The organism is Humiphilus diazotrophicus (assembly GCF_059726315.1).
On the sequence record NZ_AP040870.1, the window covers coordinates 3,445,589 to 3,465,179 of the forward strand.

Annotated in this window: 13 protein-coding genes; 7 read left to right on the forward strand and 6 right to left on the reverse strand. The window is 52.7% G+C overall.

What is annotated here, in order from left to right; all coding sequences use genetic code 11:
• Positions 1 to 82 precede the first annotated feature (82 nt).
• A complete protein-coding gene (locus AC6I7T_RS14805; protein ID WP_497794255.1) occupies positions 83 to 1,057 on the forward strand; it encodes an Ig-like domain-containing protein in 975 nt (324 codons plus the stop codon).
• 112 nt (positions 1,058 to 1,169) lie between these two features.
• Here AC6I7T_RS14805 and miaA read toward each other — a convergent pair whose 3' ends face one another.
• Together miaA and AC6I7T_RS14815 are read right to left on the reverse strand one after the other, a co-directional pair.
• Positions 1,170 to 2,099, reverse strand: a complete 930-nt coding sequence (gene miaA, locus AC6I7T_RS14810; protein ID WP_497794256.1) for a tRNA (adenosine(37)-N6)-dimethylallyltransferase MiaA — start codon at positions 2,097 to 2,099, stop codon at positions 1,170 to 1,172.
• 172 nt (positions 2,100 to 2,271) lie between these two features.
• The gene (locus AC6I7T_RS14815) at positions 2,272 to 3,588 is read right to left on the reverse strand and encodes an Nramp family divalent metal transporter (protein ID WP_497794257.1); all 1,317 of its coding nucleotides are present in this window, start codon (positions 3,586 to 3,588) and stop codon (positions 2,272 to 2,274) included.
• A gap of 233 nt (positions 3,589 to 3,821) precedes the next feature.
• Between AC6I7T_RS14815 and purD the strand changes: the two genes are divergently transcribed.
• On the forward strand, positions 3,822 to 5,102 hold the full coding sequence (gene purD, locus AC6I7T_RS14820) for a phosphoribosylamine--glycine ligase (protein ID WP_497794258.1): 1,281 nt from the start codon (positions 3,822 to 3,824) through the stop codon (positions 5,100 to 5,102).
• A gap of 131 nt (positions 5,103 to 5,233) precedes the next feature.
• On the opposite strand, the gene AC6I7T_RS14825 is transcribed toward purD, so the two are convergent.
• The 3 genes from AC6I7T_RS14825 to AC6I7T_RS14835 form a co-directional block, all read right to left on the reverse strand.
• Complete coding sequence (locus AC6I7T_RS14825) at positions 5,234 to 5,908, reverse strand: HAD family hydrolase (RefSeq protein WP_497794259.1); 675 nt, start codon at positions 5,906 to 5,908, stop codon at positions 5,234 to 5,236.
• A gap of 190 nt (positions 5,909 to 6,098) precedes the next feature.
• Positions 6,099 to 7,577, reverse strand: coding sequence for an Asp-tRNA(Asn)/Glu-tRNA(Gln) amidotransferase subunit GatB (gatB, locus tag AC6I7T_RS14830; protein WP_497794261.1), 1,479 nt, complete (start codon positions 7,575 to 7,577; stop codon positions 6,099 to 6,101).
• Between the two features lie 25 nt (positions 7,578 to 7,602).
• Positions 7,603 to 8,787, reverse strand: a complete 1,185-nt coding sequence (locus AC6I7T_RS14835; RefSeq protein ID WP_497794262.1) for a carbohydrate porin — start codon at positions 8,785 to 8,787, stop codon at positions 7,603 to 7,605.
• Between the two features lie 274 nt (positions 8,788 to 9,061).
• On the opposite strand from AC6I7T_RS14835, the gene AC6I7T_RS14840 reads away from it, so the two are divergent.
• The 5 genes from AC6I7T_RS14840 (at position 9,062) to AC6I7T_RS14860 (ending at position 17,962) form a co-directional block, all read left to right on the forward strand.
• Positions 9,062 to 10,513 (forward strand): M20/M25/M40 family metallo-hydrolase, encoded by a 1,452-nt coding sequence (locus tag AC6I7T_RS14840; protein ID WP_497794263.1) that lies wholly within the window; start codon positions 9,062 to 9,064, stop codon positions 10,511 to 10,513.
• Positions 10,514 to 10,580: 67 nt separating this feature from the next.
• Entirely contained in the window at positions 10,581 to 14,147 is a 3,567-nt protein-coding gene (gene mfd, locus AC6I7T_RS14845; RefSeq protein WP_497794264.1) for a transcription-repair coupling factor, read from the forward strand.
• 30 nt (positions 14,148 to 14,177) lie between these two features.
• Positions 14,178 to 15,935 carry a DUF885 domain-containing protein gene (locus tag AC6I7T_RS14850; RefSeq protein WP_497794265.1) on the forward strand — a complete coding sequence of 586 codons (1,758 nt, stop codon included), beginning with the start codon at positions 14,178 to 14,180 and terminating at the stop codon, positions 15,933 to 15,935.
• 360 nt (positions 15,936 to 16,295) lie between these two features.
• Complete coding sequence (gene galU, locus AC6I7T_RS14855; protein WP_497794267.1) at positions 16,296 to 17,171, forward strand: UTP--glucose-1-phosphate uridylyltransferase GalU; 876 nt, start codon at positions 16,296 to 16,298, stop codon at positions 17,169 to 17,171.
• 260 nt (positions 17,172 to 17,431) lie between these two features.
• A complete protein-coding gene (locus AC6I7T_RS14860) occupies positions 17,432 to 17,962 on the forward strand; it encodes a hypothetical protein (RefSeq protein ID WP_497794268.1) in 531 nt (176 codons plus the stop codon).
• A 75-nt stretch (positions 17,963 to 18,037) separates the two neighbouring features.
• On the opposite strand, the gene hslU is transcribed toward AC6I7T_RS14860, so the two are convergent.
• On the reverse strand, positions 18,038 to 19,591 hold the full coding sequence (gene hslU, locus AC6I7T_RS14865; RefSeq protein WP_497794270.1) for an ATP-dependent protease ATPase subunit HslU: 1,554 nt from the start codon (positions 19,589 to 19,591) through the stop codon (positions 18,038 to 18,040).

Here is a 19,591-nt window from a genome sequence, read left to right on the forward strand (position 1 = left end):
CTCTGGCCAGATACAATGAGGTGACAGGATGGTCCGCCATGCGTCTGACCATTGTGCCTTTTTGAGTAGAGGTAGCTAGAGCGTGCAGAGTTTCCAGCCAGGCAGCAAGTTTCGTTTTTTCGTTTTTCAGGCCGTAGTTCTCGCGTTTTTCTTCACCGTCTTGGCGCAGACTTCCGCGCAGGCCGCGACTTCGGAGACAACAACGACTTCGCTGTCCGTTTCCACCCAGCAGCTGAATAGCCGTACGAGCTTCACCTTCGGTGTAACCGTGAAGGGTCAAAGCACAGTGCCGACAGGAACTGTCACCATCACAGACGGAACAAAGCTTTATGGCTCCGCTGCTTTGGATACCAGCGGACTCGTCGAATTGGTGATTGACGCAATACCTGCGGGAAAATATCAGTTCTCCGCCGTCTATAACGGAGATAGTACTCACTCTGCTTCTACCTCTTCCGCTAGCTCAGCGGAATCGATTACTGCAGGCCTCTCGGATTACACCTTTAGAGTTCAGCAGACGAACTTGGTCGTGACAGCTGGCCAGAATATTGCCACGACGGTGAAGCTTATGCCTGAAAACGGGTTCAGCCAGTATGCCAGTTTTTCCTGTTCAGGCCTGCCGCTAGGCGCAACCTGCACCTTCACCCCAACAACGGTGTCGGCCGCAGATGCTGTCGCCGATCCTGATAATAATGGGGTCCTGGCCACATCGACCACTCTGACCATACAGACGACATCACTCTCCGGAGCACAATTGGTCCCGCAACACTCCTCGGGACTCTACTATGCCCTGGCAGCACCTGGAATTCTGGCCCTTGTCGGACTGGGTGGCCTATATAAGAGGTGGCGCTTTGCAAGCCAGACCCTGTTCATGGCTTTATTAGTGACCCTGACTCTGGGACTCTCGTCCTGTGCAGCCCGCTACAACTACTTCCATCACGGACCACCCACGAATACGGGAACTCCGGCAGGAAGCTACTCGTTGAAGCTCACGACCAGTTCCGACAATGGCATCAAAGAGACAACCCATACCATTCCGATTGCTCTGGTCGTTAAATAGATTTCTTTCGGCAATTTTTCCCATGCAGTTCCAGTCGAAAGCTGCATGGGAAAAATCCAATCCAGCCCGATTCTCTTCTTCCCTGAAATTCTCCCTTTCCGACCCAAACGCCTCAACAAGCAAGAGATTCGCACACTAGCTGCGTCGCATAGCTTATTGTCTCGGCACTATCTCCGAAATCATCGATCCACTGAACCTCAGGCTCGCGCCGAAACCAGGTGAGCTGCCGCTTTGCATAATTTCGATGGCCCTGCTGTGCGGCAGTAATTGCGTCTTCCCGGGACAACTCGCCGGAAAGGATCATCTTTGCCTGCTTATAACCGAGCGAATCGAGAATCCGGCAATTCTCGCCATAATGGGACAGAAGGCCGGCGGTCTCCTCTATCAGCCCTCGCGAAAACATCTCTGCGGCACGGCTGTCGATGCGTTGGTATAGCTTCTGGCGTTCCGGATTCAGCCCAATCCGCATAATCCGATATCCCGTGAGCGGATCACGGCCTGAGAGTAAAGCCTCCGACATGGGCTTCCTGGTTGACAGACAAACCTCAATCGCCCGAATGAGCTTTGGAAGATCGTTTGGATGGATACGCTCTGCCGATTGGGCGTCAAGCCGTCGCAAAATGCGGTGAAGCCAGCCAGGAGTGTGCCGGTCCTCACTTCGGCGTAGCCGTTCACGCAGTTCCTCATCCCTTTGGGGACCTTCAAAGAGACCCTCCAGCAAAGCCCGAAGGTAGAGACCCGTTCCGCCCGTAACAATCGGCAGCTTTCTCCGGAAGGTAATTTCCCGAATGGCTTCGCGAGCCTGTCGGCTGTAATCTCCAGCGGTATATGCCTCAGCAGGAGTTACAACATCGAGCAAGTGGTGAGGAACACGGGCTCGTTCTTCCAGATTGGGCTTAGCCGTACCAATTTCCATCTCGCGGTAGACCGCTACGGAATCACAATTGACAATCTCGCCTGAAAAACGCTCTGCAAGCGAAAGAGAAAGCGCAGTTTTTCCACTAGCCGTAGGCCCAAGAAGAATAACCAACAAGGGATCCATCACCATATCCGCCACCATCCCGGGGGAAAGATGCGGTCTAGCCCTGCTCGTGCAATCGTGAAAAGCACAATCGTCCCAGCAAGAAGAAGAAGGCCGAAGGTCTGCCTCCTTCCCAATTTTTGCAAGGACAATTTCCTTTCACTCGATATTTCAGAAGGATTCCCCGACTTCATTACCCCACCAGAGTCTGCCACAACAAAAAGGCATTAAGAGCAATGATCAGAGTAACCGAGGCCCATCCCAGGCAAGAAGTCAGGCGTGTATTCACGAATTTGCCCATCACAGACTCCCGTCCGGTGAGGACCAGCAGAGGAATAAGAGCGAACGGTAAGGTAAAGCTAAGTACAACCTGGGAAAGAATCAAGATTTCAAGAGGATCGAGGCCTATCCCAATCACCAGGATTGCTGGGGCGAGCGTCAATAACCGTCTCAGAAAGATGCTGAACTTCACGTTCAGGAAGCCGTCGATGATTACCTGGCCAGCCATGGTGCCTACTGTAGACGACGACAAACCGGAGCAAAGAAGCGCAATCGCAAAAACCAGCGCGGAAGTGGGTCCTAAAAGAGGTCCGAGAGTCTGATGCGCCTGCTCAATCGACATTCCACCGGTAACGGAACCGGCAAAAGCAGAGGCTGCGACAACCACCATCGCCGAATTCACCAGCCAGGCGCCATTCATGGCGGCAATAATGTCGATCAGTTCAAAGCGCAGATGACGCCGCTGTCTGAGATATCGCGTCTGTGCAGGGGCAAAACTGTCCATCTGTACTCGTGGTTGCACCAAAGCAGAGTGCAGATAAACGACATGAGGCATCACCGTTGCGCCCAGCATCGAAACCGCCGCATAGACACTTCGCCGGTCGATCATCGGTACGAACACGTGATAGGCGACCTGGTTCCAATGCGGATGGATCAGAAACATTTCAATGCTGTAACAGGCCCCAATGATAAACACGAAGATCATGATGGCCACTTCCAGACTGCGGAAGCCCCAAAGCTCCAGAGCCAGGATGGCGAAGACCAGAACAGCAGAAACTAACGCGGAGACCAGCAGAATCTCCGGCTTTCCCAATCCATGACGCAATAGCCAGGGCCCGACCAGAAGGTAGAATCCCATCGCGGCACCAAGAAACTCCGCGAGATCTGTTGCCAGAGCAGAGACCTCCGCTGCAACCCACAAGGCTACGGTTGTGGGACGAGAAAAGTGTTCTCTACAGTTCTGGGGCAGCGTGCGAGCTGTTGCAATTCCTAATTTGGCCGAGAGGTATTGAACCAGGATGGCCATAGCATTCGACCAGAGAAGGACCCATAAGAGCTGGTATCCAAACCGGGTTCCGCCATCGAAGTTGGCACCAAAGTTTCCCGGATCGACGTAGGCAATACTGGCAACAAAAGCAGGTCCGAAGTAATACCAGAGTTCAGTCGTGCGCAATCGCGGCATTCTTAATCGCTGCCTGATATGCACCTCTGATTTTGTTTCGATCTCCATAGGTTTGATGAGGAGAGGACGAACCGCAACTTCTCAGTATAGAAGCCAGTTACCTCTTCGCCGCACAGAGCATTTCCCGCAACGATGGGACGAAAAGTTGTATTTCATCTCTTCAACACCATGTGAGATGAGAAGAAATGGCACCAACGTGCAGGGTGGTTTGACTTTACCTCTTCGCTTTGCTGAAGATAACCCTTTGACTACTTGCTTGGTGAAGGAGCGGTACAAACAATATGAAAGTTCTGGTAATCGGATCTGGTGGACGCGAACATGCCTTGGCTTGGGCCATCGCGCAATCGAGTCGCGTCGGCGAGGTCGTCTGCGCTCCTGGAAATGGCGGTATTGCATCGGTCGCCCGCTGTGTTCCCGCCAATGTAAAGGACCTCAGTGACCTTCTGCGCGTTGTCAGTGAAGAAAAGCCCGATCTCACAGTCGTGGGCCCGGAGCTTCCACTCTCACTCGGACTTGTCGATGAGCTTCGGCAACGCAGTCTTGCGGTTTTTGGCCCGACGCAAAAGGCTGCAATGCTGGAAACCAGCAAAGCCTTTGCCAAGCGCTTCCTCCAGCGTCATAAGATTCCGACGGCCAATTATGCCGTCTGCACGAACCCCAGCGAACTCCACCAAACCATCGAGCTCTTCCACACTCCAATCGTGATCAAAGCCGATGGCTTGGCTGCAGGCAAAGGCGTGATCATTTGCAATACCCGCCATGAGGCAGAGGAAACAGCAGCTTCTCTCTTCTCCGGCAAGCTGTTGGGCACGCCAGAGCACACGGTCGTCGTAGAAGAGTTCCTGGAAGGCGAAGAGGTTTCATTCCTGGCGATTACAGATGGGAAACATGTTTCTCCTCTCGTCCCGGCACAAGATCACAAACGCATCGGCGAGGGAGATACCGGCCCGAACACCGGAGGCATGGGAACCTACTCTACCGACCACATCCTGGCACCTGAGATGCAGGATTGGATTCTGAGCCACATCGCTCAGCCCACGGTAAATGGCATGGCAGCAGAAGATATGCCGTTTACTGGCGTTCTCTACTGCGGTCTGATGATGACGGCACGGGGACCAATGGTGCTGGAATTTAACGCTCGTTTCGGTGACCCGGAAACACAATCCATCCTGGTACGCATGGAAAACGATCTACTGGAGACTCTGGTAGCGACTGTTGAAGGACGTCTCAGTGAAACAGAATTCCGCTGGAAGCCCGGAGCCGCAGCTTGCGTGGTAGCCAGTTCGGAAGGCTATCCAGGCGATTATCAGACCGGGTATAAAATCGACGGCCTTGCCGAAGCAGCCAGCATTCCTGGAGTTCAAATCTTCCACTCGGGAACCTCGCTCATGGACAACGGCGACATCCTGACAAGTGGTGGACGCGTTCTGGGGGTCACCGCATCTGGAGAATCTCTCGAAAATGCTCTGGGACTCGCCTACGACGCACTGAAGAGGATCAACTTCAATGGAATGTACTACCGCCGGGACATAGGACATCGGGCGTTCAAAAAGAAAAAATAGCCCTGCCGACCCGCCGCCCCAAGTAGATAGCAAGAGCTCCTGAAAGAGCATTCGTGGTAAAGAGTGGCCATTCCAGCAAAAGAATGGCCACCCTAAGAACATTTCCCGTATAGATCTAGAGCGGCCCCTCTCTATGCTGCCCGCGCCAGTCCAAACAAGGACTGATTGAACCTGGAAAGCAATTCTTCCGGATCTTTGTAGACTTCGATGAAACCAGATTCAATCAATTTGGCCTCGCTCCATCCACCGCAGGTCAGGCCAATCGAGACAATCCCCAATTTCCCGGCAGCTTCGGCATCGTAAGGTGTATCTCCTACGGCGATTGCTTGTTCTCCCGAAATCCCTAAGCGGTCGAGTGCTGCCGCGAAAATATCCGGATGTGGTTTAGATTTTTCGACATCTTCACTGCTGGTTGATTCCTCGATGAGATCCTCTATTTGCGCCACTTCTTTGTAAAACTCCAGCTCGTCACTGCTGGCCGAAGAAGCAATCGCAATTCGTAGGCCCTCTTCATAAATCCGCTCAACCAGTTCTCTGGTCTTCGGAAACGGCTTCACATGAGGGAAATAGTCTCGCTTGAAAACCTCATGCCGCCAGCGCTCCATTGGCTCCTGAATACGCTCCCGATCGGCAGCCGGAACAAATACGGGGATCAACTGGTCGCCACCTTTCCCAATCTGATGCAGGATCGCGCTGTAGTCCACTAGGATTCCGAAGTGCGCTAGGGCACGCTGCCATGCTTTGGCATGCAAATGATTCGTATCTAAGAGGGTCCCATCCATGTCGAGCAATACGGCTGTCTTCACCTTTCGCCTCCACAACTGCAATTGCGCTGTGAACCCTTAGATGGAGGTTGCCTCTTCCTGGGTATCCCTACATTTTTATCGCATTAAAGGCGGAGCCGGGAAATCGGCTTGTGCCGGTAGATGTGGATGCCGCAACAACAAAAGGGCAGCCCTTTACAGGCTGCCCTCTGTTGTTAACTTTAGGAATTTATTAGCTATCCAGCTTTTTCGTTACCAACTCATTGAGCAAAGCAGGATTTGCCTGTCCTTTGGAAGCCCTCATAACCTGACCGACGAAGAATCCGGCCACGGTCTTTTTACCGCCACGATACTGTTCAACCTGCTTAGGATTGGCTGCAATCACTTCGTCGATGAGCTTCTCCAGAACAGCTGGATCGGTAATCTGCTGCGGCTTCTCCCGTTCGTAAACAACAGGGAAGTCTTCCTTCTTCTCGAAGCAGGAATCGAAGAGCTGCTTAATCTGCTTGCTGGAGAGGTCGCCCTTCTCAACCAAATCGGCGGCCAATACGATGCCCTGCATGGAAATCGGAGACTGATCGAGTTCAAGGCCAATCGCCTTCAGGCGTCCTGTCAGTTCGCTCAATACCAGATTGGCAACACGCTTCGGATTCTTTGCCTGACGGGCGGCAGCCTCAAAACGGTCGGCAAATTCACGAGTAGCGGTAAGCGTCTGCGCGTCCTGTTCCGCCAGCTCGTACTCGGCAATCATTCTTGCCCGACGGGCTTCTGGAAGCTCAGGCAAACGCTTGGCGATCTCTGCCTTCCAGGCGTCGCTAACGATGAGCGGTGGAAGATCCGGTTCCGGGAAATACCGATAATCGTGAGCCTTCTCTTTGGAGCGCATGGCATAGGTACGGCCTTCGCTGGCATTCCAAAGACGGGTCTCCTGGGTGACACGCCCACCCGATTCGATCAGCTCGACTTGCCGCTCAATCTCATACTGCAAGGCGGCACGGATAAAGCGGAAGCTGTTGACATTCTTTACTTCAGCCTTTGTGCCGAACTTCTCCTGCCCACGAGGACGAACGCTGACGTTGGCATCGCAGCGCAATGAGCCCTCTTCCATGTTGCAATCGCTTACCCCGGTATAGAGCAGAATCTCTTTTAGCCGGGTCAGATACTCATAGGCCTCATCCGGGGTACGGATATCCGGCTCCGAAACGATCTCCGCCAGAGGCGTACCGCAGCGATTCAGGTCCAGATAGGTTTTGCTTACGGAATCGGCAAAACCGTCATGGATGCTCTTTCCCGCGTCCTCTTCCATGTGCAGACGGGTAATTCCAATTCGCTTCGTCTTACCTTCGGCATCCGGCACATCGATCCAGCCAAACTCTGCAATCGGCTTGTCATACTGCGAGATCTGGTAGCCCTTGGGCAGGTCAGGATAGAAGTAATTTTTACGCGCAAAGATGGAGCGCTCACGCACCTGGCAGTTCAAGGCAAGAGCCGCAAGAGTCGCAAACTCCACTGCCTTCCGGTTCAATACCGGAAGGGCTCCGGGCAAGCCTAAACACACCGGGCAGATATTGGTATTTGGCTCGTCACCAAACTTTGGAGAGCAGCTGCAAAAGGCTTTCGTCTCCGTCAGCAGTTGAACGTGCACTTCCAGGCCGATTACCGGCTCATACTTTGCCAGAACTTCAGGTGAAACACTCGCTGTCGCAGCCATACGTGGCTACGATTCTAACAACCTTTCAGAACAAAATTCTCATTCTTGTGCCCAGCAGAATCGTACTCCCTACTTTCGGCTGGTCGGAAGGATGCACCAAAACCTCGATATCCGGACCAAACTCCACGCTTTGGGTCATACGAATCCGATAAAAAGCCTCGTACAGATTTTCATGACGTTTGTAGGGTTTTCCACCCGGACGGGAGAAGGTTACTCCGGCTCCGAACATGTCTCCCCGGCGGCCAAACGGCCGGGTCTGGGTCAAACCGATCCCGAGAGTCTGCTTAATCGTCATCCCTGTCCTGGTACCGAAAGCAAAGCGCCCAAAGGGAGTCCAGCCATTCTTGAACTCGTGATCGAAACCGATGCCGCCGCCGTGCCCGCTACCGAGTGTCTTTGTGTCATCTCGCCAGATAGCGGCACGATAAATCTGAACCTGTTTTCCCAGAACACCCTTTCTCCAGCCGATCTCAAGGGCTTCGTAGAACTTACGATCCAGTAGAGTCTTGAGATTGGATTGCGCCGTCCCTTGCGTATCCGCAACTACAGAGTGAAGGAAGAAGTGTCTCGATACCTGAAACTCTGCTGCAGCTCCTGGCGTCCAGGCTCCGGAAAAGGGATTTGAGATGTTGCCATCGTAAGGACCGCCCAAGAACTGTTTGGACTCATCGTCATTTACCGGGCTGAGACCAATATATGAATTAGGGTGAATCTTGCCGACCGAGAAAACCAACCGCCGCGCCAGGAATTCCTGCTTCCAGTAAAAGAGGTTCACTGTTATGGGCCTTTGCTCACCGCTCCCCTGAAGACAATTGGTGATTAGCAAAGAGCCCAGACGGTCGCTTAAGTTGTATTGCTGACTCTGACCGATATTCGAGCCAGAGCGGAGCAGAATATTCAGCGACCCGGAGCTGCTTTCCCCTCTATAGGCAGTCCAATTGAGATTGAGATCCAGACGCCCGCTGTATTGGGTATGCCGTGGAGTATCGGGTGCTGCAGTGGCATACTGCGAGAGAAAAGTATAGTAAGCACCTATCTTGATCCTGTCCGAATCTTGCAGATGCCTCAGAGCTCCATTCATCGGACGGAAGAAGCTCAAGGGATCGTTCGGAAACAGAGGATCTGCAGGAGTCTTCTCTTCAGCCTCTGAATCCGATTGCTGCTCGATCAATTCCTTCTGAGAGGTATTGGACTTCTGCTCCTGCTGCATATCGCTTCTTCGATCAGACGTATTGTTCTTATCGTCAGATTTCTGCGATTGCGCCTCAGTTAGAGAAGGAATACAAAACGACACGCCAATAAAAAATGTGCACAGCAACAGAAGTTTCTTTGGTCTCATTCGATCGGAGCCGGTATATCTCGTCCCATTCGATAGATGCGCCCCAGGACCAAAAGTGTTCCAATCGCTACCAAGAGGCTTCTTGAGACAGATAATCTGTTCAGTACAATCGAACTCAATATCGAGCAGTCCTTACAGGAGCCCCATGCAACTTATCTCACGCAGTATCTGCGCTTCTATATTGGGAGTCAGCCTGCTGGTGCTATCTCCGCTATCTCCTGCACAACCCGGTAGCTCAACCGATCGCCAACTGGCCCGAGACATCTTCCGGCAGTTGATCGAGATCAACACTACCGACTCTGTAGGCAGTGTCACTGCAGCCTCTGAAGCAATGGCTAAGCGGTTCCTGGATGCAGGCTTTGCATCAGCTGACGTGCAGGTTCTGGGCCCTAATGACAAGAAGAAGAACCTTGTGGTCCGCTATCGAGGTACAGGGCAGAAAAAACCAATCCTCATCATCTGCCACCTGGATGTAGTGGAGGCACTGCGCAAGGACTGGAGCACAGATCCATTCCAATTCGTCGAGAAGGATGGTTATTACTACGGCCGCGGGACTCAGGACATGAAGGATGCAGACGCAATTATGGTGGCCGATTTTATACGTCTTCATAGAGAGGGGTTCAGACCTGAGCGGGATTTGATTCTGGCACTAACCGCCGATGAAGAAGGCGGTAAATCCAATGGAGTAGCATGGCTACTCAAAAATCATCGGGATCTGGTCGATGCCGAATTTGTTCTCAATCCCGATTCCGGAGGCGTTGACGTTCAAGACGGAAAGACCATCGCCGTAATGGTAGAAGCAACAGAAAAGGTCTATGCCGATTACCAGATCACAGCAACAAATCCTGGAGGACACAGTTCTCTACCGCGTCCGGACAATGCTATTTACGAACTCACCTCTGCACTCGAAAAACTAGCCCACTACAAGTTTCCTTTCGAGTTGAACCCCGTTACCCGCACCTACTTCGAGCGTCTGAGTGCCCAGGAAACAGGGCAAACTGCAACCGATATGAAGGCGATCTTGTCCAATCCACCGGATCAAGCGGCAGTAACGCGTCTTTCGGTGGTTCCCTCCTTCAACTCGACTTTGCACACCACCTGTGTTGCCACTCGGTTGAGCGGAGGCCATGCTAATAACGCGCTCCCCCAAACAGCTCAGGCGAACGTAAACTGCCGCATCATTCCCGGACATTCCCCGGAAGAGATACGCCAGCAACTGATTCAGCTCTTTGCCGACCCGAAGCTGACGGTGAAGTATGTCAGCGATGCAGGATTTGTAAGTGACACAGCACCGGACCGGAAGGCTATCGTGCCACCACCACCTCTACCTGAAGTATTTGAACCGCTGACGCGCATTGCCGGGACGCTGTGGCCAGGAGTCCCGGTTATTCCGACGATGGAAAATGGCGCCTCTGACAGCATCTATACAGCTGCTGCCGGAATGCCCAGCTATGGTATCTCCGGCATTGCCCTGGAACGGGGTGATGTTCGGGCTCACGGGAAAGACGAGCGAATACCAATCGACTCCTACTACAAGGGACTCGATTTTTATTACGAGTACCTGAAGGCATTGAGCTTGCCGCATCAGCAACATTAGGGACAATTCGTTATCTCAGGGCAGAAGAAGCACAGAAATCCTGAAAACGCCGTAGAATCTTTTTTGGATGATTCTCCCTTTTGTCCGCGAGTTGGTCGCGGGGCTAGAGCATTCTCAATCGTTTGAGCGCGTCCGAAGGCACTTCAGCCTGGGCAGAGGACGGCGACGTGTGTCCGGACTGACCGCCACTGCGCGCGCCCTCTATATACCACTCCTTGCCAAAGCAGCACAGCAACCTGTTCTGGTTCTGGTCGCGGACAACAAGGCCGCCGATGCCATGCATCTGGCCGTGCGTGCCGGTTGCGACCTAACCGGAGCAATTGCACAAGAAATGGTGCTGCGCTTTCCGGCGCACGACGTTCTTCCCTTTGAAAACCTCTCGCCGCATCCGGATGTTCAGGAACAGCGCGCCTCCGTGCTCTGGAAGATCGCAACGGGAGAGGCCTCCATCGTAATTGCGCCGGTAGAAGCAGCTGCACTACGCTTCTTCGACCGCGACTGGTATGCCGGGCTAGCTCGGGTTCTACGCCGTGGCGAAAGTATCGACCTCGAAGCCCTTGTGACCCACCTGAGCAGCGTCGGCTACACACAAATGGACATGGTTGAGATGCCGGGGCAGTTCACACGCCGTGGTGGCATCCTCGACATCTATTCCTCGGAAGCAGACCGGCCGGTTCGTATCGATCTCTTCGGGGATGAGATTGAATCCATCCGCAAATTCGATCCCGATACCCAACGCTCTTTGACGCCTCTTGACGAGGCTCTGATCCTGCCAATGACCGAAACTCCGGTCAACGAACGGCTGCTGGCAGCAGTACAGGCACGTCTTTCTGGAGAACGCCTGTCTTCGGAGGGTGAAGACAACGACCTGATTGAGCAGGCGATTGCCGCCGGCGGCGTTACCGTTTTTCCCGGATGGGAGTTTTTTGCAACCGTAGCAGGCGCAAATAAGACACTGCTGGACCTCTTCTCGAAGTGCATGCTCTTTGTTGAAGAGCCCGCGATGCTGAAGAATCAGGTCGAACGCTGGTGGAATAAGGTTCAGCAGCGCCATGATCGCTCCGGTATCGGCTCGCTGATCACTCCGGAAGATATCTATCTGCGTCCGGAGATTCTGCTGGCAACCATTCAGTCGCATCCCGGATTAGATCTGGACCAATTGGGAGCGGTCGATATCCTCGAAGACGACCCAACCCTGGGCGAGATTGCTTTCTCCACCCGGCCCACGCTCCGCTTTCACGGCTCAATCCCTGCATTTATCGAACAGATCAAGTCTCTCGTCAGCCAGCAACAGCATGTTCTTCTAGCCGCACCCAATCAAGGCGAAGTTGAACGTCTGGCAACTCTGCTTCGCGAATATGGACTCGCTTACCGTCTGGGCAGCCGCACACAGCACACGGGCAGCGAGAATATGTACGACGAGTCCAGCCATCTTGCCGGGAATCTGGCGACTCCAGTCATTGTCCGCTGTCCAATATCAAGCGGTGTCAGCATTTCGGACTCCGATTTAATTCTCTTTGGAGCCAATGATCTCTCCGACGATGTAGACGTTGCAGCCAGACCTCTTCCCAAGAAATCGAAATCGAAGACAGCCGCCTTCGTCTCCGATTTCCGGGATCTCGCCATTGGAGACTATGTCGTGCATGTGGAGCACGGCATTGCTCGTTATATCGGGCTGAAAGAGATTGTTCAGGACGGACTTTCAGTTGAGTTCATGATCCTGGAGTTTGCGGAGCAGGCACGCCTTTACGTACCGCTTACGCGCCTGGACCTGATTCAGAAATATCGTTCGACCGATTCCGGACCCGCTCCTGTCCTGAATAAACTTGGCTCTCAGCAGTGGGCTAAGACGAAAGCGCGCGTTCGTAAGGCCATGGAGGACATGGCCGATGAGCTGCTTAAACTCTATGCACAGAGAAAAGCGGCCCAGGGCCACGCCTTCTCTCCTGATAACGAATTTCAGCGTGAGTTTGAGGACTCCTTCGATTACAACGAGACGGATGATCAACTGACCGCCATCACCGATATCAAGCAGGACATGGAATCCACTATGCCGATGGATCGGCTGCTCTGCGGCGATGTAGGTTACGGCAAAACAGAAGTAGCAATGCGTGCGGCCTTCAAAGCGGTTCAGGACGGGAAGCAGGTTGCAGTCCTCACCCCAACCACGGTCCTAAGCTTTCAGCATTTCGAGACCTTCAAAAAGCGCTTTGCTCAGTTCCCGATCATGATTGAAATGATCTCCCGCTTCCGCACAGCGAAGGAGCAGAAGCAGATTCTGGAGAGAGTAGAAGCAGGGAAAGTCGATATTCTCATCGGAACCCACCGCCTACTTTCGAAGGATATTCAATTTCACGAGTTGGGCCTGCTTATTGTCGACGAGGAACAACGCTTCGGAGTGCGTCATAAAGAGCGGCTAAAGCAGATGCGCCGTGAAATCGACGTACTCGCCATGTCGGCTACGCCAATTCCGCGTACGTTGCATATGTCCCTCGTAGGACTGCGCGACATGAGCGTCATTGAGACTCCGCCAAAAGATCGCATGGCCATTCAGACTGTCGTAGCCAAATTCGACGACAAGCTGATTCGCTCTGCCATTGAAGTGGAGTTAGAACGCGAAGGACAGGTTTACTTTGTCCACAATCGCGTCGAAACCATTTACGAGATTGCCTCCAGAATCACAGAACTGGTTCCTACAGCCCGCGTAATCATTGGCCATGGACAGATGAGCGAAGGGGAGCTGGAAAAGGTCATGCTTGCTTTCATGAAGCATGAGTATGATGTGCTTGTCTCAACCACCATCATCGAAAACGGTCTCGACATTCCACTGGCAAATACCATCGTCATCAATCGGGCTGATCGCCATGGTCTTTCCGAGCTGTACCAGCTTCGCGGACGTGTTGGAAGATCGAATCGCAGAGCCTACGCTTACTTGCTCATCCCTGAAGAGAAAGAGCTTACGGAGATCGCACGGCGCCGTCTTGCCGCGCTGAAAGAATTCTCCGACCTTGGAGCCGGATTCAAGATTGCCGCACTCGATCTGGAATTGCGCGGAGCCGGAAACATGCTAGGCGGAGAGCAGAGCGGACATATCGAAGCTGTTGGTTTCGAAATGTATACCTCTATGCTCGAGCAGGCAGTACACGAGCTCAAGGGCGAAGGGCAAGAGGAACATCCTACGACCCAGCTCAATCTCGGCATCTCTTTGCGAGTGGACGAAAACTACATTCCGGAAGAGAACCAACGTCTGCGTATTTATAAGAAGATTGCCGGAGCACAGAGCGAAGAGGCACTCAACGACATCCGTTCCGAACTCGAAGACCGCTATGGACCTATTCCCGACCCAGTGGTTTATCTGCTGGAAGCTGCCAGCTTGCGTCTGGAGTGTGAACGAATCGGAGTCGCACAGGTCGATCGCAAGAAAGATCAACTGCATATCCGCTTTACAGAAAAAGCAGCCGTCGATCCTGGCCGCCTGATGAAGCTTGTCGCACGAAATGCCAAGAGGGGTGCGCAGTTTACACCACAGGGAGTTCTGCGATATCCGCTTGAAGCGCTCCGTCCGGATGAGATTCTGCTTGAAGTTCGTGCTCTTCTCGAGGATCTTGAGCTGGAAGAAGTTTCCGCAAAATAGTTTCTGCAACAGATACAAAAGGATTACCGCATGAAGATCTTCCGCTTGGTTGTAACCCTTGTCTTTGGAGGCATCATGTCTACCTCTGGCGCTATCGCCGCTACACCGAATGCCACAGAAACTTTCCGGCAATTGGCAGACCGGTATTTCGACGATGTCTATTTCAAATACTCGCCCACGCTTGGGACCCTTTCCGGATTTCACCAGTACGACACACAGTTGGAGAATTATTCGCGTGCCGTAATCGATGCAGAGATTAAAGGCCTGCATAGCTATGAGACAAAGTTCTCTGCAATTCAAGCCTCACAGCTGGATTCGGTTGCGCAAGGAGATCTTGCACTTGTTCTCGGTAATATCCGCTCATCCCTATTGACGATGGAAATTATCCGTCCATGGGAGAAGAATCCGGATATCTACTCGAGCGGCATCACAAATAGCGCGTTTTTTCTAATGGAGCGTAAATTTGCTCCTCCGGAAGAACGGCTCAAGCTGTTAATCGCGCGTGAAAAGCAAATGCCGGGAGTTCTTGCAACGGCTCGTGAAAATTTGAAGAATCCGCCGCAGATCTATACCGAGATTGCCATCGAGCAATTGCCGGGATTGGTAAGTTTCTTCCGCAACGATGTGCCAACTGCGTTTAAGACATCGAAGGACGAAAAGGTAAACGCGGAATTCGCCAAGACCAACGCGACTGTTATCGCGGCCTTGGAAGATTACGAAAAATGGCTGAAATCCGATCTGTTGCCGCGTTCGAAGGGAGATTACCGCATCGGAGCGGAAAACTTTTCAAAGAAGCTCTCCTATGACGAGATGGTGGATACTCCTCTCGATCAACTCCTGCAGATCGGTTATGACAATCTGCATCAGAATCAGGAGTCATTCAACCGGATTGCAAAAGAGCTGGATTCCACAAAAACTCCGCAGCAGATTCTCGATGAGCTAGGGAAGAATCATCCTGTTCCAAACCAGCTGCTGGATACCTTCCGCGCTACCTTCGACGGGCTGATTCAATTCATCCAACAGAAACACATCGTCACCATTCCCTCAGACGTGCGCCCGATCCTGGAAGAAACTCCTCCTTTCATGCGCGCTATTACGCTGGCCTCGATGGATACTCCCGGAGCCTTCGAAAAGGTTGCGAAGGAAGCCTATTTCAATGTGACGCTGCCGGATCCGAAGATGTCTCCGGCCGAAGTTGAAGGCTATATGCATAGCTTCAATGTGGGGACAGTCGTCAGCACCTCCGTACATGAAGCTTATCCAGGCCATTACATTCAATTCCTTTGGGTTCCCCAAGCCCCTTCCAAGGTTCGCAAACTTCTTGGTGCAGCTTCGAATGCCGAAGGGTGGGCACACTACTGCGAACAGATGATGCTGGACGAAGGCTACGGCCAGCCCGGAACGGGAGCCAAAGATGCGCAGGAAGCTAAGCTGCTGCGTCTGGGGCAGTTACAGGATGCATTGCTACGCAATGCCCGCTTCATCGTTGGAATCAAGATGCATACAGGGCAGATGAGCTTCGACCAGGCTGTAGACTTCTTCGTGAAGGAAGGCTTTCAGTCGCATGAGGTGGGAGTCGTAGAGGCTAAGCGCGGCACTTCAGACCCGACGTATCTCTATTACACCTTGGGCAAACTCCAGATCCTCAAACTGCGCGCCGACCTTCAGAAGAAGGAGGGCTCCTCCTTCTCTCTTGAGCAATTTCACAACGATTTTATGAAGCAGGGCTTTCCTCCAATCAAGATCGTGCGCAAAGCACTCTTGGGAGACGACTCGCCAACACTCTAGACCAAGTCACAACTGCACGGAAGCTGTGTAAGGCGGCTGCTAAAGCATTTATCCTGGCAGCCGCTTTCTTTGCAGGAGCACTCTCACTGTTACTGTTGCTGACTCCTCCACATAGTAAAGATCCCACATGTTGGTCGCTCTTCTTGGTCGGGAATAAATCTAAAAGCTCTGTTTTCAGAGAACTGCGCATTTGCGCAAATACTGCGCGCAGAAGTGGAGGGAAGCAGTCGTTTGTCCACATCCCGCATCTAAGTTTTTGTATTCTTATCTGCACTTAACCCATTTAGACCCTTACAATTAACAGGGCACCGTCCTCAGTGTCCCCCCATCTTGTTGTGCAGTTTTCGAGGATCCTTTGCAATGACCATGAAAGTTCGGAAGGCAGTTTTTCCCGCCGCGGGTTTGGGAACCCGCTTTTTGCCCGCAACGAAAGCAATCCCTAAAGAGATGCTCTCTCTGGTTGATAAACCCATCATCCAGTACGGAGTAGAAGAGGCACTCGCTGCAGGCTGCGACGAAATCATCATTGTTACCGGCCGGGGCAAGACCCCTATGGAAGACCACTTCGATACCAGCTTTGAATTGGAAGCTACGCTGGAACGTCGTGGAAAGACCGAACTGCTCGACATGGTTCGCCATGTGGCCCATATGGCCAAAATCTCTTATGTTCGGCAAAAGGAAGCTCTGGGACTCGGCCATGCCGTACTGACCGCCCGTAAGCTCGTGGGCGATGAACCCTTTGCAGTGCTTCTTCCCGACGATGTCATCGCCGCAGAGGTCCCTTGTTTAAAGCAGATGATCGAAGTCTTTGAGGAGCGGCAAGGATCAGTTCTTGCGACTCAGAGCATCGAAGGCCCGGCCATCTCTGCCTACGGCGTCCTGGATGGCACGGTGGATGAAAAAGATCCGCGCATCATGAAGGTCAGTGGCATGGTGGAGAAGCCGAAGTTCGAAGAGGCTCCTTCGAAAAATGCCATCATCGGCCGTTATATCTTGACCCCGCGTATCTTCGATCTGCTGGAAAACACTGAGCCGGGAGCAGGAGGAGAGCTGCAGCTCACCGATGGCATCAAGGCTCTGCTGCAGTACGAGCATGTCTATGGTTTCAACTTCGATGGCGTACGTCATGATGCCGGGGACAAGTTCGGCATGTTGCGAGCTACCGTAGAGTTTGCTCTCAAGCGCGACGACCTGGGACCCAAATTCCGGGAATACCTGAAAACATTAGAGTTATAGCTTTTCCTCGAAAAGTCCGGTTTTGCTTGTCGTCGCAGGCCGGGCTTTTCTTTAGAACACTTTCCCCGCCCAATTCCAGTTTGAAATCTTCGCACTCTCTTTGTCCCGCTGCTAAACAAGTTGCAGAGGAATCATTTTTCTATCTTGGCAAACGCGACAAAATCCGTATTCTCAGTGTCACCTGTAGTCACAAAATAGCGCATTCCTGTAAGGGGAGGAGTGCATCTTCGGTGAAAGGTACCGGAAAAGGAGGGTGACAAATGATTGCCGATCCCAAACCGCTCTACCAACTCTTTCATGATGTTGTAGCTGATAAGTATGTACACGAGCTAGGCCTGGCCGACCCGCGGGTGAGTAATTACATTGCGAGTGTACTAACTTCTTTTGCCCAGACTGATCGTTTATATCCAATCCACGACAAAGAAGGTCGTCCAATTGAAAACCTGGAAGAGATGCTTGCCGCTTCCGATCCGATCAACGGCACGGCAGCGTCCTTCGATGCCGAAAGGGAAATCCGCAGGCACATTGGTGACTATGCGCTTTTCTTTGCAGGCATGTACCCGGAATCAACCCAGAAGAGACACTCTACAACAAGCTTTTCTGCACTGGTAGAAACAGGGAAGGAGAGCTACTACATCGTTTCGCTCTTTGACTTGTTCGAATATGCGGAAGAAGCTCCGTTATATGCACGACTCTCTGACTGGTTTGAGCGCTGTGTCTATGGATTGACGCTAGTGCGTGAAGAACTTAGCCGGCGCGTCCCGAACCTGCTGCCGCCTCCGGTCAATTAGGTAGGTTTTGAGAAGTTAACCGGAATTGGAGGGCGCCAGGCCTCATGCGGAGGCCTGGGATGCCTAGTGCTGGGCTTATAGAATGTACCGCGACAGATCCTGATCCTTCACGATCGAAGCGACTGTCTTGCGTACATAGTCCGGAGTGATCACGAACGCTTTCTGACGACCACTCGGAGTCTCCCGCTCTTCCAACGGAAGAGGAACCTCTGCGCCAAAATTTCCATCTGCATTTGGGTCCGAAGATCCGCTCTTCTGCTTTGCCACATCTGGAGCCAGGAAACTGATCTCATCCAGCACCCGTTCCATAATCGTGTGCAGACGTCTAGCTCCAATATTTTCAGTAGTTTCATTCACGCGGAAAGCGAATTGTGCCATCTCTTCCAAAGCTTCCGGGCTGAACTCGAGAACTATTCCTTCTGTCTCGAGCAAAGCCGTATATTGCTTGGTCAGAGAAGATTTCGGCTCCGTCAAAATACGCAGGAAATCCTCTACCGTAAGTGACTGCAATTCAACGCGAATCGGGAAACGGCCCTGCAATTCGGGGATCAAATCGCTGGGCTTCGAAACGTGGAAGGCTCCGGCAGCAATGAAGAGGATGTAGTCGGTCCTCACCATGCCATAACGAGTGTTGATCGTCGTCCCTTCGACAATTGGCAGAATATCCCGCTGAACTCCTTCTCGAGAGACATCCGGACCATGGCCTCCTTCGCGGCCCGCGATCTTGTCGATTTCATCCAGGAAGACAATTCCTGAGTTCTCGACCCGCTCGACGGCCAGACGCTGTACCTGCTCCATATCGATCAGGCGGCCTTCTTCTTCCTGAACCAGATAATCGAAGGCTTCCGAGACTTTCATCTTCCGCTTCTTTGTGCGTTGGCCAAAGATATTGGGCAGAAGATCCTGAAGATTGACTCCCATCTCTTCCGCACCTTGATTGGAGATGATCTCCAACGAAGGCATATTCCGCTCACGAACATCGATTTCGACAACACGGTCGTCCAGGCGGCCTTCTCGAAACTGTTGGCGCAATTTTTCGCGCGTCCTCTGATAGCTGTCAGTGCCATCAGCAGTTGCGGAAGTACTTGAGGGCTCAGGGTTTTCGGTTGTCGCACCGGGCAACGCCGGAACCGGCTGCCCTGGAGGTGCCGGTGTGGCCGAACTTGTCGGAGGCGGTAGCAGGACATCGAGCAAGCGCTCTTCTGCATTGAGCTCAGCCTTATCCTCCACCTCTTCCAATTTCTCTTCGCGAACCATATCAATAGAAATCTCAACGAGATCGCGAACGATTGACTCGACATCGCGGCCAACATAACCAACTTCAGTAAACTTTGAAGCTTCTACCTTGAGAAAAGGCGAGTTCGTAAGCCGGGCCAGGCGGCGGGCAATTTCCGTCTTGCCGACCCCGGTAGGCCCAATCATGATGATGTTCTTCGGCATGATCTCGTCGGCGAGATCGGGAGGCAGCTTCTGCCGCCTCATTCTGTTTCTTAAGGCAATGGCAACAGCACGTTTCGCGGCACTCTGGCCGACCACGTATTTGTCCAGCTCCGCAACGATTTCCCTCGGCGTAAGCTCTTCCAATGCCAGTTCTTGATCTTCCGATGTTCCTGGTAAGTAGATAGCCAT